Source organism: Microbacterium sp. bgisy189, from assembly GCF_965345345.1.
Lineage (GTDB): Bacteria > Actinomycetota > Actinomycetes > Actinomycetales > Microbacteriaceae > Microbacterium.
The window spans coordinates 143,586-158,391 of record NZ_CBDRMZ010000007.1 but is presented as its reverse complement, the minus strand read 5'-3'; the positions used below and the strand labels follow the sequence as shown (position 1 = coordinate 158,391).

Here is a 14,806-nt window from a genome sequence, read left to right as displayed (position 1 = left end):
TACCGCTCCTACGCCTGGCGAGATGCCTGCTCCGAGCTCAGCATCCGCCACAAACGCACCCGCCCTTACCGACCCCAGACCAACGGGAAGATCGAGCGCTTCCACCGCACCCTCGCCGACGGATGGGCCTACGCGAAGCTCTACACTTCCGAGACCGAGCGGCGCGACGCCCTACCGGGCTGGATCCACTTCTACAATCAGCACAGGCGACACTCCGCGATCGGCGGGACACCGATCAGCAGACTCAACAACCTGCCTGGACATCACACCTAGGCGGACGCGCGCGACGACGTCTCTGTCGTCCGGATTCTTGCGGATCGGCTACTGGTTCCCCCACGCCACCTATCTTGGCGGACAGCAGAGACATCCGTTGATAACCGGAGTCCTTTAGGAGTCCTCCGCTGATTTGGAACATGCAGAAGGCCCGGAACCTCTGTTGAGATTCCGGGCCTCGTCCGGTCGGGATGACAGGATTTGAACCTGCGACCCCTTGACCCCCAGACATCGAGACGACATCTCGTCTCGTGTCGTCGAGTGTCGGGACGTAGTCGGGAGTTGACGTCTCTCGGCTACGCCCGACACTCTCGTGACGTCTCGTCGCGGGCCGTGATGTGCAGTGTGCACAACACGCTGCACAACGCCGCGACGTTGCCTGACGTACCGTTGCCACGCCCGAAGGGAGCAGCATGCTGACGTTTGACGAGTGTCGCACGATCGTCGATCACGAGTTCGGTGAGCCTGTTGCTGTCGACGGCTTCGAAGACCACGACGCATGTCTCGTGACCTTGCAGCGCGTCGCTGACGACGAAGCGCTCGGCCTCATCGAGATCGGCCGACCTTGGCTGGTCGTGCAGCGCGCGACCGGAGAGATCGAGCAGTGGCCACATCTCGAATATCTCGGCCTCGTCTCGAACATGCGATTGATTCGCCGCTAGAGCACAAGCGACTGCTGCTCAAGAATCTCCAGTCCGCCGTCTGTATCGTCCGCCCGCAGCCAATCAACGTCTCGCACCCAGAGCGCCCATAGCGCTGACTTCGTCGTGTGATCTGCGCCACCAAGATAGGGATCGACGTCTGCTCGCTCCAGATCGCCCAGGGCTCGGATAATGAGTGCCTTGTTGTCCCCAGCCGCGGACTGGGCGTGTGTAACCAGCGTCTGAATCTCTCCCCGTCTGGCCAGCAGATGCGCCGCAGACGCGACTCGCCTGAGATCCGTGCTCGTCAGCCAGGATTCAAGTTCCGCCTTCAGCCAGTTCGTCAGCGGGTTAGGCACGACAGCGCCCGCATGAAGCGCGACGAGGTCATCGTGGTCGTCAAGAAATGCGATGAGGCGGTCCGGCTGTCCCGCAGCGCCGAGGCCCAAGCCCCATGTCGCAGCCGAACGCAACTCCGAGGCAAGCGTCACGTCCGCGGCGATCTGCTCCAATGCCTCTGCTGCATCATTCGAGGCGAGTTCGGTGAGGACGAACACCGCTTCCATTGGCGCGCCTTCCTTCGCCCCCGAAAGTGCGTGCTGAAGAAGGACATCAACCATTGAGGGCTCGTGCGGGCTCAGGCTCGCCGCGGCCTCGATGGCGACTCGCCAATCGGCACCCGACTGGAGAGCGAGGACGCGCAGTGCGTCGTCAGCGCTTCCCCGATTGAGCCAACGCGCCGCCTTCACAGCCGCGAATCGGTCATCGGTGTCCGGGGACGCAAGATCAGCCTCCCAGTCCCACACGTCACCCGCGCACGCTACGTCTGCTGGAGCGACGGAACTAACGACCATGTCGCCCGCAGCGAAGTGGGCCCCTTGAGGCAGGTAGGGGTGCTGACTCGGCCACTTCGCGTGGTTTCGGTAAGTCTGACGCCGACCATCGCTCTTCTCGATCACGATTTCTGTATCAGTCAGGACATCGATGATCCCCCCGCTCGTCGGAGTCCAGGATGGCCACGACACTGCGATCTCCGAGCCGTCAGCGACCGACTTCCGCTGACCGGCGACGAGCGCGTCCTTCGCTTCATGCAGCGCCTCGCGAGTCACGTAGACGACCTGACCGACGTCGACGCGGTTTGGCTGAACTGCGACTCGAACGAACCCGAACACGTCGTCCTGTCGCATCCCTCCCGCCCACCACTCACGCCCGGGCGTTGCGCTGTCAGAAAGTTTGAGTTCGAGCGCCGACTTACCCTTCGATTCGAACCGTCGGCCGCAGCGCAGACACATGAGATCGGGCAGGCGCATACGCTTCACCTTGACCTGCCAGATCTTGTTCGCGCGTGCGTAACGCTCGAGTTCGATGATGCGATGCCCGTGATTCTGCTCCAGGTCTCGCGATATGGCCGAGGCCGCGTGTGCCCCGATCGTGAGAAAGCGCGCGAAATCGTCCGGTTCCTTGAACCCCATTTAGTTGTGTTCTCCAAACAGCCGCGCAGCCGGCAAGCCCAGGGCCTCCGCGAGCGCGTAGATGTTGTCCAGCCCTACGTTGCGATGTCCGCGCTCCACGCTAGAAACGTAGGTACGGTGGAGTCCTGACTTCTCCGCGAGTGCTTCCTGCGACAGCCCAGCCGCGAGACGAAGATCGCGTAGCCGGTGCCCGAAGGCTTCGCGGTGTGTGGGCGAAGGCAACTCCGGAGCGCGAGACATCGCCCTCAACGCTACGAACCTGAAGACTATGAGGCTACAGACTATGAGTAACATCGACCTCGTGCCCGAGGAAATATTGGTCGGACGGGGCGACCCCGTCTACATGGCTCACGCTTACCTGACCAAGGTGCCGGTGCCCGCCATCGTCCCGTTCATCAGCGCGTACTCGAAGCCCGGTGACGTCGTCGTTGATCCGTTCGCAGGCTCGGGCATGACAGGCGTCGCTGCGGCGATCTGCGGGCGACGGGCCCTTCTGTCAGACATCTCGGTTCTGGGTCGCCACATCGGATCGAACTACGTCAACTTGGTGGACGCGACGACAGTCCGCAAAGCCGCGAGCGATGCATTGGGACGAGCGCAGGCACGGCTGGGCACCGTGTACTCAGTCACATGTGCATCGTGCGGTGAGGACGGCGAACTCGCGAAGACGGTGTGGAGCTATCTCGTCGAGTGCAACGAATGCCACGAACCTGTCAACTTCTATGACTCGCTGAAGCACGCCGAATGGTCGAAGGCTCGAATGACCTGCCCGCACTGCTCCGCAAGCCTGACGGGCCGCGCAGCCCGAGTTGGCGAAGCGCCGGTCGTCGACTATGTGAAGAGCGCATGTTCGAAGACTCAGGTCGAGCAGCCGTCGTCGCCCGACAGCACGGACGTCGACCTCAGCGGTGCACATTACCCCCGCGTTGAGATCACGCCGGATCGCGAGATGTACAAGGCTCAATCGCTCGGCAAGAGCGGGCTCACCACGGTCGCCTCGTTCTACTCCAAGCGGAACCTGCTCGCACTCTCCACACTTCGTGAAGAGATTGAGCGCGAGCCGAACACAGCGATTCGCTCGAAGTTGCTGTTCGCGTTCACTGCAACTCTCACTAGGGCATCGAAGCGCTATCAGTGGTCGCACAAGCGCCCACTCAATGCTGCCAATGCCAATTATTACGTGGCGGCGGTCTTCTACGAGTGGAACATCTTCGACCTCTTCGACCGCAAGGTCGACGCAGTCATCAAGTCGGACCAGTGGGTTCGCGCTGAGACGGCTCGACTCACCGGAACATCAGACGCAGTACCCGACGTCGTTTACAGCACTCAGAGCGCAGCCTCTCTCAACTATGCAGATGAGAGCGTCGACTACGTCTTCACCGATCCCCCGTTCGGCTCGAACCTCTTCTACGCGGACATGGCTCTGTTCCAAGAGGGCTGGTTGGGCGAGTTCACTGATGTCCATCAGGAGGCGGTGATCGATCGAAGCCGCGACAGCAAGCGCTCCGCAGGGCGATATGAGGATCTTCTGACTGACGCCTTGCGCGAGTGCCGTCGCATCGTCAAGCCTGGCGGGAAGATCAGCATGGTCTTCGGCAACTCTTCCGGCAAGGTCTGGGCTCTCGTGCAGCGAGCAGTTGCGAATGCAGGACTCAGGATTGATCCGGGCGCGATCGCCATCCTGAATAAAGGACAGCGCAGCGTAAAGGGCTTGGCCTCCGGGTTCGAGCACGTCGCGACTCTGGACCTCATCCTCACGATGACGGCGACGAACGACCCCGCACCTGGGCTGCACGCACCTTCCCGCTCAGAGATTCAGGACGTCACTCGACGCTTGGCTGAGGCCGATCACCCGTCGCCCAGCCACCTGTACCTCGAACTCCTTCGACACGCGCTGTTCGAGGACTGGAGCGTCGCCGATCTTGATCTCCGCGACGCTACGGCTGCGCTCATCGAGGCGGGGTGGACGATCGATGCGAAGTCCGGTCGACTCGTAAATGTGAACGAAGACGAGGTCAGTGAACCAGCGTTCGTCTGACCCGGACGGCTCACGACGACTCGTCGCGGTACTCTCCAACCCGCCCAGCGAAACAGACGGCAGTCGCACGCTCAGCCGCGTGCAGCAGGCGAGCGCCGCGCTCGGTACTTCGACTATCGATGTCGTCAATCTGTTCTCTCTGCCGACGTATCGCAGCGATGAGATCAGTCGCGCTGGAGTCGCGCCCGAGTCATGGCTCTCGGCAAGACCCACGATCGCGAAGGCAATTGAGCGCGCTGATGCGGTTCTGCTCGCTTATGGCATCAGCGAGCCGACCGGCATCGCCCGAGATCTCCATCGCGAGCAAGTCCGTTGGCTCACCGACCTTCTTCGTGAGTCCGGCCTGCCCGTCTACGTAGTTGGGGATGGCCCTCGACACCCGACCCGGTGGCAGCGATACACGACTCGTCACTTTCAGCACCTGTCGTTCGGTGATGCACTTCGTCAAGCACTTGTAGCCGTCAGCCGCCCGCCGGCTACTTGACAGCGCGTCAACGTCCCACGCTGCTGATCAGCAGTTTCCGGGATGATCGTGCAACGCGTGTGCACCTGTCACGCCGGATTGGGCAGCATCAGCGCGTCTCCCCTAGATTGCTCGTATGACGGCCTTCCCCTACGCGATCGAGCCGTCGACCGGGACACCGCTGCTTCGAGGCATGCCGACCCGCGCCACCGACCGCATGGAGTTGTTTCAGTTGGGCGTCGTCGAGTCGCTCGCTGCTGCCGCTGGCTGCAATGTCAGCGCCCCAATCATCGACAACGGCATCGACATCGATCTCACCCACGAATTGCCAGGGGACGAAGACGTGCCGTTGCGCGTACAACTCAAGGCCGTGACGAGCGGTTGGAATGCGAATCGTTCAGCGATAAGCGCAGACCTGTCTCTCAAGCGCTACGACAAGATGCGCCGCCCCGGAGTGATGATGCCCTCGATTGTCGTCATCATGGATCTCCCCAAGGACGTTGACGACTGGTTCGCCTCGGGCCATCCCCACACGACCATGCAGCACTGCTGCTACTGGGTGAGCCTGGAGGGCGCGCCCGCCCGCTCAGGAAAGACCGTCAGCGTGTCGGCGCCCGCTACTAACCTCTTCGACGACGTCGCGCTTTGCGCGATCATGGCTCGCATCAGGGCGGGGGGTAGGCCATGACGGACCCGTCCCCAGAATCGATTGTCCTCCGACGAGTGCTGCAACGCCTCGGTTGGCAGCGAACGGGTGGTTTCCGAAATGCGCTCGACTACTGGGAGGCCCGTACGCATTCACACGAGATGTCCGCACTTCGCGACACTCGCCTAGTCTTCCCACTGATTCCCGATGCTCCCGACTACGAAGATCTGCTAACCGATCTCGAACAGCGGCTGCGGATCTTGCACGGCGACGATCTGGCACGCGCGATCGACCTTGTAAGAGTGATGATCAGCCGACGTCTGGACGAAGTCGATGTGAAGCGCGAGACCGACAACGAAGCCGGTCTGATCGCGTGGCAGTCGGGAAACCAGATGATCGATAGCGCGCGGGGTCTTCTATCCACCGCCGCCAAGACCGCAAGCGGCCCACGCAAGCGATTCGCCCACGCGAGTTCTACGATCGCCGACGAATACCTACGACACTGCTACATGGGGCAGACCCGAGTTGGCAGCTATGTAGTTACAGCGCTCACTCCATCTGAAGAGTCGTTCGCGACCTCCAAGTCGGCATCCGCCAAGTCGAAGAAGCATCCCCGCATCCCGGGGCGGCAGATCACGGCCACGTTGGTAGGCGCTCTGGGAGCAGTGTCTGCGGCCATCGAGGAGAGTCGAGGCGCGAAGGATGCGCTTCAGGCATTCGATGAGAAGATCGGCAGCGGCGTCTCATACGAACTCCTTGCAGCACTGGAACCGATCACGACCGGCGATGAGTCAGCGATTGTGGTCGAGTTCAACGAGAACGACCAATTGGCGCTCGCCGAGATGCCCGTTCATCGCGCGGAGTTCGCCTTCACCCCCGAAGACGGCAAGGTCATCGCTCGGGCTCGCCAGCACTTCGAGCAGGCACCGGAGCCACGCCTTCTTACAGTGAGCGGCGAGGTGACGCTTCTACGCTCGTCGCAGGCAGACGCCGAGCGACAGATTCGCCTGCATACCCGCATCGACGGGCGCCCTCGCTCGATTTTGGTGAACCTGAGCGACGAACAGTATGACCAGGCCGTGCGCGCCCACGGGGCGAAAGTAATGCTCAGCGTCACCGGCGAGGTCGAGCAGCGAACTCGTGGCTCAGCGATCGATAGGGCTGAAGCGGTGCGTGTCGAAACCACGCCAGTGTCTGCCGAGGTGAAGTCAGAAGCCCGCGCGCCGCTGTTCGACATGGGCGAGTAGCAGTACCGGTGGAGGCAGTCGCGGTCGCGAACTGCCTCCACCCTCCAGCCTTCAGCCTTCAGCCTTCAGCCTTCAGTGGCATCCAGTCGGCGTAGCCACTCGTCGACCTGACCGTCGAACGAGTCGCGCACTGCGTTGTAGCCGTCAGCGTCGGCACGATGCACGTTCGCCCATGCACCGATCGACGCGTTGCCGTGCTCGGCCGCTTCGGTCATCGCAGCGTGCCATGCGATCGCAGGCGCGTTGCGCTGCGCCATGTCGCGCGACGTCGCAGCACGCTCGACGCCGAGATCAGCGAGACGGTCGAAGACGAGGCTGCGCGTCTCGTCGACGATCGCTGCGCCGTCGTTCGACTGCAGCACCTGCGGGAGCGTGTCGACGAGATCGGCGATCGCGAGCGCGGTCTGCTCGTCAGCGTCAGCGATGATGCGCGACAGCGGCTGACCGGCGTCGAGTCGAGCGCGCACCTTCGACTGTGCGTGCTGCAGACGAGCGATCTCGTCGGCGGTCGTCGCGGTCATCGACGCGAGCACGCTGTCGCGAGACTCGCCGCTCTGCGGGAGCAGCGGGCGCTTCGCGAGCAGATCGGCGCGTGCCTTCGAGACGATGTCGCGTCGACGCTGCGCGTTGCCCTGCTCGCTGAGGTTCGCGTCGTTGAAGCGCATCGCGGTCGCGAGCGCCGTGCGGTACTGCTGCACTGCTGCAGCGAAGGGGATCGTGTCGGTCACGGTGTTTCCTCTCTCTGGGTGATCTGCACGGGGTCGTCGGGCAGAGGTTCTTCGGGGTCGTCGAGATCGTCAGCGACGAGCGATCGACGCCATTGCACGAGCACGGCCTTGAACTCTTCGACGCCGCTGTCGGTCGTGTTCTCGTAGAGGCCGAACAGTCGCGCGCGTTGGTCGATGATCTTCAGCAACCGATCAACCGCGACGAGGTCGCCGCGCAGAACTCGCGGCATGATCGCGAGTTGCGCAGCGTCGAGCGTTTCGACTTCGAGCGTGCGCAGCGCGGTCGCGTTCTCACGCGGGATCGACTTCAGCGCCTTCTCGACGGCGCGATGCGCGCTGCCGGGGTTGGCGTAGCCGACGCGCTGCGCGATCTGCCGATACGACATGCGCGCGAGACGCAGTCGCAGCGCTTCGTTCTGCCGCTGGGCGGCGGCGTGACGGGCGCTCGTGCTGTGACGATCGCCCCCAACGTTGTTCGACTCGTTCAAGCCTTGTTCTCCGTTCTCGTGGCTCGCGCGATGATCTCGGCGAGCAGTTCGCGCAGTTCGCGAGCATCAGCCCGGTTCGCTGCAGCCTCAGCAGTCAGAGCAGCCACATACGCGCTGACCGCGAACTCGTGACGCGGCGGCATCTGATCGAGCGCTTGCCCGTACGCTTTGACAGCGCGAGCACGCCGGGTCTTCGCCTCGCGCAGCGACGGGCGCTTCATCTCGACGAGCACGCGAGCGCGCTGCAGCAGTTCAGAGAGCGTCAGATCACGCATCGTCGTTCTCCTTCCTCGCGAGACGACGTCGTCGCGCTCGCTCTTGCACGCGAGCGCACCCGCGACAGTGACCGTTCGGCTTCTTGCCCCAGACGACGCGCACGTGTCCGCGCGGGCACATCTCCCAGTCGCCGCCGTGATCGAGCAGCGCGTTATGGCTGTCGCACAGCGGCGCGTAGTCGTCGAGATCGGTCGACCAGCGCACGGCACGACTCGCGTGCTCGCCGTAGATCATCGCCTCGCCCACGAGCGCCCAGCCGGTAGCGAGACGATCGCACTCTGGCGCTGCGCACGGCTGCCCGACTGCCCGACCGCGTCGACGACGCAGTCGCGCGTGAACTGCTGCGTACGTTCTGCTGCTCACGACTCACCGCCAATCCGCCCGCAGTGCGAGCACGTGTCGCCGAGCAGACGCGCGAGCGGCTGCGTCAGCACGCGCACGGTGCGCCCGATGCGCAGCGTCTCGATCTCGCCGCTCTCGATGAACTGGCGCGCGTGCTGCTCGTCGATGCCGAGCACGAGCGCGGTCTGCGCGATCGTCAGCGTCGTCTGCTCGCGCAGCAGCCGGATCGTGCTGCTGATCTCGCTCGACGGGCCGTTCTGCTGCAGACGCTCGTACGCGTCGACGAGATCGTCGATCGCCTCGTCGCTCTCGAACCAGTACGACGTCGCGTGCTGCGCGTCTCGTGCTTCGATCTCTCGTCTGAGGTCGCTCACTGCTGCTCTCCCTTCTTGGCGGCTTCGGTCAGTCGTGTGATCGTCGCGGCGAGATCACGCAGCGCTGCAGCGATCTCAGTCGTGTGCTCGCGCCACGGCGCATTGATCCTGGGGGTCTTGATCGGTGCGCTCATGCAGTCGTCATCCTCTCTCGGGAGGGTTGACACTGAGTCAACGAGCCACGCGTCTGATCTGCGATTTCCTGGTCGTGTGTGCACGAGTAGTGCACCCGTTGCGCTGTCATGACGCGCTCCGTTCGCTGTTGTCGAGCAGCAGCCCGTGCTCGCGCACGTAGCGCTGAGATGCGGGCGAGAGATCGTCGAGTCGACCGTGCAGCGACTCGTCGCGGCTGCGTCGATGCTCGATCTGCTGCCAGTAGTCGCGGATCAGATCGTGAGCGTCGTCGATGCTGTCGACGATGACGTCGTCGTCGATGTCGAGCAGCGATCGTAGATCGTCGATGAACCGACGCTGAGACGCAGTCGCTGCTCTCGTCGACTTCGTCGCTTCGACGTCGTCATCGGCGCGCGACGCGAAGCGGTGCGCTTTGTCTCGTTCGTGAGTCTCGTTGCTAAGTCTCGTTAGGGGTGCTCTCTGCACCCACCCCTGGGTGCTGTCAGCACCCACCTGGGTGCTCTCTGCACCCACTTCGCTCGATCGCTCATCTGCAGGGTGGGTGCTGTGAGCACCTACCCGCGCGCGCTCGATGTGCAGCGTGTAGAGGTTCGGCAGGTTCTTCGTGCCGACACGACGTCGCTCGATCTCGATCAGCCCGCGCTCTTCGAGAGAGCGGAGCGCGCGCTTCACGCTGTCGCGCGAGATGCGCGCCTGAGCGGCGATCGTCGCGAAGCCCGGATGACACTGCCCGGTGCTGCGCGCGTGCTTCATCAGGACGATCAGCACGGCGTAGTCGTGCAGCGCGATCTCGCTGCTCTCGACGAACCAGTCAGGGATCATCGTGAAGCCGTCGCGCGTGCTGCGCGCTCGGGTCGTGGTCATGATGTGCGTCTCGCCCTCCGTCGAGTGATTCAGTCGCGTATCTGTCAGGACTCGCCCAGCCAGGCGAGCAGCGCGGGCACCGGCACGAGCAGGCGACGCCCGATGCGCTTCACGGGGAACGTGTCGCCCCGGCGAGCGCTCGCGTAGGCGTTCGAGCGCGATACGCCGAGCACCGATGCGGCCTCGTCGACCGAGATCGTCGCGCGCCCTCGCACGTCATCGAGCGTCAGCGTGCCGCGAGCGAGCGCGGGCGTCGCGGTGTCGTGCTTCGTGTCTGTGGTGGTCATGTTGTCCCCCTTTGGTCGGGTGTCTAGTCATGACGATACGTGCTCTGCTATCGTGGCGTGTATGCCTACTAACAAACGAGTAGTACAGCCGATTGACGAAGTGATCGGCGCCCGCATCAAGCACCTGCGCACGACCACGACGCCGAAGCCGATGACGATCGACGAGTTCGGAAGGCAGATGCGCGAACGGCTCGGGCAGGGCTGGCAGCCGCCCGCCGTCATGCGCGTCGAGCGCGGGCAGCAGCCGATGCGGTTCGCCGAACTCGTCGCAGCCGCCGATGTCTTCCATTGCACCGTCGCCGAGATCGTGGACACACCGACGCCCGTGCATCTCGGCGGTGACGGGGAGGGCTCGATCGTGGCGCGCCTCGACGCTGTGATGGGCGGCGCAGACTCGATTCCCGAGTCAGTGATCTTCGAGCGGTTCGAGCGCGCCGCCGAAGCGCTCAATGAGCAGCGGCATGCGGAAGCGCGCTACCGGAACGAGATCGACGCTGTGCGGCGCGCTCTGGCGCGGGGCGACGAAGTCAGCGAGTCGCTGCGCGCTCGCATCCTCGCGCGAGGGCGGGGCGCGGTTGAGTCGCTTCGCGTCGAACTCGAAGCGATGCACGCTGAGGACATCGAGCATGCTCGGGTTGTCGGCGCCGAGCCGCCGCCGATGTGGGCGCCCGTCGTTCCCCTGACGGTCGCGGCGAAGGATGCGCTCAGCGATGCGCCGCTCCCGGCAGAGATCTGGGCGCAGGGTCGCGCGCCCCGTAATCGTCCGTCCAACTGAGACGGCCAACCGAAAGAGAGGAAGACAGATGATCTACAGCAGATGCGCGTGCAAGCGCGCAGACGGGAAGCCGTACGGCAATCTGCCCGAGCACGCGACAGCAGAGCAGATCGCGAGAGCGTGCCCAGCGCTCGTCAGCGCTCGCGAGAGCGGCGCGAAGCACGGGAAGTGGGGCTACTACCTCTCGCGCGGATTCGACGCGGCAGGCAAGCGTCTGCAGACGCGCGTCGCGACATTCGACACGAAGCGCGCAGCGCAGTCAGCGCTCGCGAAGGCGAAGACGCAGCACGATGCGGGCGACTTCGTCGAGACGAGCCGCGTGCGCTTCGCTGACTGGCTCGACGAATGGCTGACTGGTCGCGAGCAGCGCGGCGACATCAAGCCGTCGACGCTCGACAACTACCGCCGCTACGTCACGAACGACATCAAGCCGTCAGCGCTCGGGAGACTGCGTCTGACCGACATCAAGCGTCTGCACGTGCGCGCGTTCATCGACTCGCTCATCGCAGACGGGCGCGGTGCTGTCACGGTACGTCGCATCGTCGCCGTCGTGCAGGGTGCGCTCACCGCAGCGCTGCGCGACGACATCATCGCGACGAACCCGGCGCGCGGCGTGCGTCTGCCGAACGTCGACGCGCACGAGTTCGAGCCGTGGACGCCGCAGCAGGTCGGCGCGTTCCTCGATCACGCATCGCAGCATCGTCTCGGCGCGCTCTTCGAGGTCGCTGTGCTGACGGGTCTGCGTCGCGCTGAACTCGTCGGCCTGCGCTGGGTCGACGTCGATCTCGCGCGTCGCGAACTGAGCGTCCGATCGACTCGTGTCGAGACGTCGACGGGCGTCGTCGAGAACGCGCCGAAGACGAGCGCGGGTCGACGCGTCGTGCAACTCGACGACGCTGCTGTCGGTGCTCTCGTCGCATGGCAGATCGCTCAGAGCGGCGAGCGCGCACAGTGGGACGCCGCGTGGCCGGGCGGCGGCTACGTCTTCACGTACGAGAACGGCGAGCCGCTGCGACCGCAGTACGTGACGCGACTGTTCGACTCACTGCGCGCTGCTGCCGATCTACCCGAGATGACGCTGCACGGTCTGCGCCACATGCACGCGTCGCTGCTGCTCGCGTCTGGTGCCGACATCGCGCTCGTCTCGAAGCGGCTCGGGCACTCGTCGATCTCGATCACGTCGGACATCTACACGCACCTGATCGGTGACGCTGCTCGACGTGCTGCGGAGAGCGCTTCAGCGCTCGTTCCGCGCGCTACTGCACAACGAGTGCACAACTCGGGTGCTGCTGCAGAAACGACAGAGGCTCGGAATCTCGCGATTTCTGCGTGATTCCGAGCCTCTTCCCGGTCGGGATGACAGGATTTGAACCTGCGACCCCTTGACCCCCAGTCAAGTGCGCTACCAAGCTGCGCCACATCCCGGATGTCGTCTTGCGGACAACTCCCCTATCCTAGCCGCTCTCGAGCGGTGCCGCGAACCATCGTGCGACGACCGGCCTTCCGAATGTCGGGCGTCGCCGCTACGGTCACGACATGGCTGAGATCACGATCCGTCCCGCCACGACCGAACGCTTCGCCGATGCGGAGCACGCCCTGACCGGTGGCGGCGACGGCGGCTCTTGCTGGTGCCAGTGGTTCATGCTCACCGGTCGCGAGTTCGACGACACGTCGCGCGATGAGAAGCGCGAACGGCTTCGCGGCGATCTCGCCACCGCGCCGACCTCGGCGCTCATCGCCTACGTCGACGACGAACCCGCCGGGTGGGTGAAGGTCTCGCCCAGGCCCGCACAGCCACGGCTCGCACGCACCCGCAACGTCGCGTCCTCACCCGAACCGCTCGACGCCCCCGATGTCTGGGCGATCACCTGCTTCGTGGTGCGCCGCGAGCACCGCAAGCAGGGCCTGAACGCGCGTCCGCTCGATGCCGCCGTGCGACACGCGCGCGAGCACGGTGCACGCGTCGTCGAGGGCTACCCGATCGACACGGATGCGAAGAAGACGAGCACGAACGAACTGTTCCACGGCGCGCTCTCGACGTTCCTCGACGCCGGATTCACCGAGGTCGCGCGCCCCGGCGCCGCGCGACCGATCGTGAGCCTCACGCTGTGAACCGCCCCACGCTCACCGCCGTGCTCGGCGACATCACTGCACAGCGCGTCGACGCGATCGTCAATGCCGCCAACACCGCGATGCGCGGCGGAGGCGGCGTCGACGGCGCCATCCACCGCGCCGGCGGACCCGAGGTGCTCGCCGACTGCATCCGCCGGTTTCCCGACGGCCTCGCAACCGGGGATGCCGGGTGGACGACCGCCGGTGCCCTCCCCGCGACATGGGTCATCCACACGGTCGGCCCCAACCACAGCGCGGGCGAACGTGATCGTGGGCTGCTGGTCTCGTGCTATCGGCGCGCACTTTCCGTCGCCGACGAACTGGGTGCCGCCTCGATCGCGTTCCCGCTCATCAGCGCCGGCGTCTACGGCTGGCCGAAAGATGACGCGGTCGACGCTGCCGTCGCCACGATCCTCGCTACCGAGACCGCCGTGGACGAGGTGCGCATCGTCTCGTTCGACGCCGCCATGCACGAGCGCGTGCAACGGCGGATCGCCGCAGGCTGAGCACTAGTCTGGTCGAGCGCGGCGACACCGGCCCATGGCCGCCGTGCACCGCCCGTCCGCGCGAAGGAGCCACGTGACCGCCGCCGTCGAGACCCGACCCACCACGATCGCCTGGGGATTCACGCCGTACGCTCTGGTCTCGCTCGCCCACGTCGTGCTCCTCGGGCTCGATCACGCGTGGAGCTACCCGACCAAGCTGCTCCTCATGCCGACACTCGTCTTCGCTGTGCTGTGGGGCCTGCGCGGCATCCGCCTCGGCGCGGCTTCGACGCGATCCGATCTCGCGCCCGCCGGCGGGCTCCTGTTGGCCGCGATCGTGCTGTCGTGGCTCGGCGACGGCGCCGCATTCTTCTTCCCCGGGCTCGACGACGAACTCCCGGCGATGCTCCTCGCCTTCGGCCTGGCACACGTCGCCTACGTCGTCCTGTTCGCCCGGCACCTCGCCGTCCGCCGGCCGCCGCTGTGGACCCTCGTCTATGCCGTGTGGTGGATCGTGCTCGTCGCGGTGCTGTGGCCCCTGCTCGGCGCCCTCGCAGTCGCCGTGGCCGTGTACGGACTGGTGCTGGGCGGCACGGCGGTCATGTCTGCGCGGTGCTCCCCCGCCGTCGCCCTCGGCGGGGCGTTCTTCCTCGCGAGCGACACGATCCTCGCCTTCCGGATCTTCGTGCCGCAGACGCCCGAGTGGTTGGGCGTCACCGTCATGGTCACCTACACGCTCGGCCAGGGACTCATCGCGTGGGGTGCCGTGCGACAGTTGCGGGCACCGAAGGCCGAGGCATGACGGATTCGGTCCGCGCAGACGCCTGGCTGTGGGCGGTGCGCGTCTACAAGACCCGCTCAGCCGCGACGACTGCGTGTCGCGCGGGCCATGTACGCCTCAACGGCGAGAAGGCGAAAGCCGCCCAACCGGTGCGGATCGGCGACGAACTGCGTGTGCGGATCGCCGGCTTCGACCGCATCCTCGTGGTCCGCCAGCTGCTGACCAAGCGCGTCGGCGCCCCCGTCGCAGCCCTCGCGGTCGACGATCGCACGCCACCGCGTGAACCGGTCGCGCAGCTGGCCGTCCGCGATCGCGGCGCCGGACGACCCACCAAGCGCGAGCGCCGCGAGATCGACCGGTTGCGCGGCCGCGACTGAAG

Annotated in this window: 22 protein-coding genes and 1 tRNA gene; 12 read left to right on the top strand and 11 right to left on the bottom strand. The window is 65.2% G+C overall.

The annotated features are described in order from the left end of the window. The coding region (locus tag ACSF8R_RS10695; RefSeq protein ID WP_434811864.1) for an integrase core domain-containing protein at nucleotides 1–273 on the top strand (273 nt) is incomplete at its 5' end. A 413-nt stretch (nucleotides 274–686) separates the two neighbouring features. Further along, on the top strand, nucleotides 687–935 hold the full coding sequence (locus ACSF8R_RS10690) for a hypothetical protein (RefSeq protein WP_434811863.1): 249 nt from the start codon (nucleotides 687–689) through the stop codon (nucleotides 933–935). On the opposite strand, the gene ACSF8R_RS10685 is transcribed toward ACSF8R_RS10690, so the two are convergent. Together ACSF8R_RS10685 and ACSF8R_RS10680 are read right to left on the bottom strand one after the other, a co-directional pair. Then, nucleotides 932–2,386, bottom strand: a complete 1,455-nt coding sequence (locus ACSF8R_RS10685) for a hypothetical protein (protein WP_434811862.1) — start codon at nucleotides 2,384–2,386, stop codon at nucleotides 932–934. The genes ACSF8R_RS10690 and ACSF8R_RS10685 overlap by 4 nt on opposite strands. Next, a complete protein-coding gene (locus ACSF8R_RS10680; protein ID WP_434811861.1) occupies nucleotides 2,387–2,626 on the bottom strand; it encodes a helix-turn-helix domain-containing protein in 240 nt (79 codons plus the stop codon). A 43-nt stretch (nucleotides 2,627–2,669) separates the two neighbouring features. Between ACSF8R_RS10680 and ACSF8R_RS10675 the strand changes: the two genes are divergently transcribed. The 4 genes from ACSF8R_RS10675 to ACSF8R_RS10660 all read left to right on the top strand — a co-directional run bounded on the left by ACSF8R_RS10675 (nucleotide 2,670) and on the right by ACSF8R_RS10660 (nucleotide 6,780). Beyond that, complete coding sequence (locus ACSF8R_RS10675) at nucleotides 2,670–4,424, top strand: DNA methyltransferase (RefSeq protein WP_434811860.1); 1,755 nt, start codon at nucleotides 2,670–2,672, stop codon at nucleotides 4,422–4,424. Continuing rightward, the gene (locus ACSF8R_RS10670; protein ID WP_434811859.1) at nucleotides 4,405–4,908 is read left to right on the top strand and encodes a DUF1643 domain-containing protein; all 504 of its coding nucleotides are present in this window, start codon (nucleotides 4,405–4,407) and stop codon (nucleotides 4,906–4,908) included. Before ACSF8R_RS10675 ends, ACSF8R_RS10670 begins: the two co-directional genes overlap by 20 nt. Before the next feature lie 115 nt (nucleotides 4,909–5,023). After that, nucleotides 5,024–5,575, top strand: a complete 552-nt coding sequence (locus ACSF8R_RS10665) for a DUF4365 domain-containing protein (RefSeq protein ID WP_434811858.1) — start codon at nucleotides 5,024–5,026, stop codon at nucleotides 5,573–5,575. A gap of 35 nt (nucleotides 5,576–5,610) precedes the next feature. After that, complete coding sequence (locus ACSF8R_RS10660; protein WP_434811857.1) at nucleotides 5,611–6,780, top strand: hypothetical protein; 1,170 nt, start codon at nucleotides 5,611–5,613, stop codon at nucleotides 6,778–6,780. Between the two features lie 65 nt (nucleotides 6,781–6,845). Here the strand turns inward: ACSF8R_RS10660 and ACSF8R_RS10655 are convergent, their stop codons facing one another. The 8 genes from ACSF8R_RS10655 to ACSF8R_RS10620 form a co-directional block, all read right to left on the bottom strand. Continuing rightward, nucleotides 6,846–7,508 carry a hypothetical protein gene (locus ACSF8R_RS10655; RefSeq protein ID WP_434811856.1) on the bottom strand — a complete coding sequence of 221 codons (663 nt, stop codon included), beginning with the start codon at nucleotides 7,506–7,508 and terminating at the stop codon, nucleotides 6,846–6,848. Then, nucleotides 7,505–7,996, bottom strand: a complete 492-nt coding sequence (locus tag ACSF8R_RS10650; RefSeq protein ID WP_434811855.1) for a hypothetical protein — start codon at nucleotides 7,994–7,996, stop codon at nucleotides 7,505–7,507. Before ACSF8R_RS10650 ends, ACSF8R_RS10655 begins: the two co-directional genes overlap by 4 nt. Beyond that, the gene (locus tag ACSF8R_RS10645; protein WP_434811854.1) at nucleotides 7,993–8,271 is read right to left on the bottom strand and encodes a hypothetical protein; all 279 of its coding nucleotides are present in this window, start codon (nucleotides 8,269–8,271) and stop codon (nucleotides 7,993–7,995) included. The genes ACSF8R_RS10650 and ACSF8R_RS10645 overlap by 4 nt, the downstream gene beginning before the upstream one ends. Beyond that, nucleotides 8,264–8,635, bottom strand: a complete 372-nt coding sequence (locus ACSF8R_RS10640; protein WP_434811853.1) for a hypothetical protein — start codon at nucleotides 8,633–8,635, stop codon at nucleotides 8,264–8,266. Before ACSF8R_RS10640 ends, ACSF8R_RS10645 begins: the two co-directional genes overlap by 8 nt. Then, a complete protein-coding gene (locus ACSF8R_RS10635; RefSeq protein WP_434811852.1) occupies nucleotides 8,632–8,988 on the bottom strand; it encodes a helix-turn-helix domain-containing protein in 357 nt (118 codons plus the stop codon). Before ACSF8R_RS10635 ends, ACSF8R_RS10640 begins: the two co-directional genes overlap by 4 nt. After that, nucleotides 8,985–9,122: a hypothetical protein gene (locus ACSF8R_RS10630; RefSeq protein WP_434811851.1), complete on the bottom strand. Its 138-nt coding sequence runs from the start codon at nucleotides 9,120–9,122 to the stop codon at nucleotides 8,985–8,987. The genes ACSF8R_RS10635 and ACSF8R_RS10630 overlap by 4 nt, the downstream gene beginning before the upstream one ends. A gap of 106 nt (nucleotides 9,123–9,228) precedes the next feature. After that, nucleotides 9,229–9,987: a helix-turn-helix domain-containing protein gene (locus tag ACSF8R_RS10625; protein WP_434811850.1), complete on the bottom strand. Its 759-nt coding sequence runs from the start codon at nucleotides 9,985–9,987 to the stop codon at nucleotides 9,229–9,231. Between the two features lie 44 nt (nucleotides 9,988–10,031). Further along, nucleotides 10,032–10,274 (bottom strand): helix-turn-helix domain-containing protein, encoded by a 243-nt coding sequence (locus tag ACSF8R_RS10620; RefSeq protein ID WP_434811849.1) that lies wholly within the window; start codon nucleotides 10,272–10,274, stop codon nucleotides 10,032–10,034. A gap of 61 nt (nucleotides 10,275–10,335) precedes the next feature. Between ACSF8R_RS10620 and ACSF8R_RS10615 the strand changes: the two genes are divergently transcribed. Together ACSF8R_RS10615 and ACSF8R_RS10610 are read left to right on the top strand one after the other, a co-directional pair. Continuing rightward, the gene (locus tag ACSF8R_RS10615; protein WP_434811848.1) at nucleotides 10,336–11,049 is read left to right on the top strand and encodes a hypothetical protein; all 714 of its coding nucleotides are present in this window, start codon (nucleotides 10,336–10,338) and stop codon (nucleotides 11,047–11,049) included. Nucleotides 11,050–11,077: 28 nt separating this feature from the next. Next, the gene (locus ACSF8R_RS10610; RefSeq protein ID WP_434811847.1) at nucleotides 11,078–12,382 is read left to right on the top strand and encodes a site-specific integrase; all 1,305 of its coding nucleotides are present in this window, start codon (nucleotides 11,078–11,080) and stop codon (nucleotides 12,380–12,382) included. Between the two features lie 18 nt (nucleotides 12,383–12,400). On the opposite strand, the gene ACSF8R_RS10605 is transcribed toward ACSF8R_RS10610, so the two are convergent. Next, nucleotides 12,401–12,474, bottom strand: a tRNA-Pro gene (locus ACSF8R_RS10605). Nucleotides 12,475–12,585: 111 nt separating this feature from the next. Here ACSF8R_RS10605 and ACSF8R_RS10600 point away from each other — a divergent pair. The 4 genes from ACSF8R_RS10600 to ACSF8R_RS10585 all read left to right on the top strand — a co-directional run bounded on the left by ACSF8R_RS10600 (nucleotide 12,586) and on the right by ACSF8R_RS10585 (nucleotide 14,804). Next, nucleotides 12,586–13,161, top strand: a complete 576-nt coding sequence (locus tag ACSF8R_RS10600; protein ID WP_434811846.1) for a GNAT family N-acetyltransferase — start codon at nucleotides 12,586–12,588, stop codon at nucleotides 13,159–13,161. Then, nucleotides 13,158–13,667: an O-acetyl-ADP-ribose deacetylase gene (locus ACSF8R_RS10595; protein ID WP_434811845.1), complete on the top strand. Its 510-nt coding sequence runs from the start codon at nucleotides 13,158–13,160 to the stop codon at nucleotides 13,665–13,667. The genes ACSF8R_RS10600 and ACSF8R_RS10595 overlap by 4 nt, the downstream gene beginning before the upstream one ends. A gap of 73 nt (nucleotides 13,668–13,740) precedes the next feature. Then, nucleotides 13,741–14,448 (top strand): lysoplasmalogenase, encoded by a 708-nt coding sequence (locus ACSF8R_RS10590; RefSeq protein WP_434811844.1) that lies wholly within the window; start codon nucleotides 13,741–13,743, stop codon nucleotides 14,446–14,448. After that, on the top strand, nucleotides 14,445–14,804 hold the full coding sequence (locus tag ACSF8R_RS10585; protein WP_434811843.1) for an RNA-binding S4 domain-containing protein: 360 nt from the start codon (nucleotides 14,445–14,447) through the stop codon (nucleotides 14,802–14,804). Before ACSF8R_RS10590 ends, ACSF8R_RS10585 begins: the two co-directional genes overlap by 4 nt. Nucleotides 14,805–14,806: the final 2 nt, after the last annotated feature.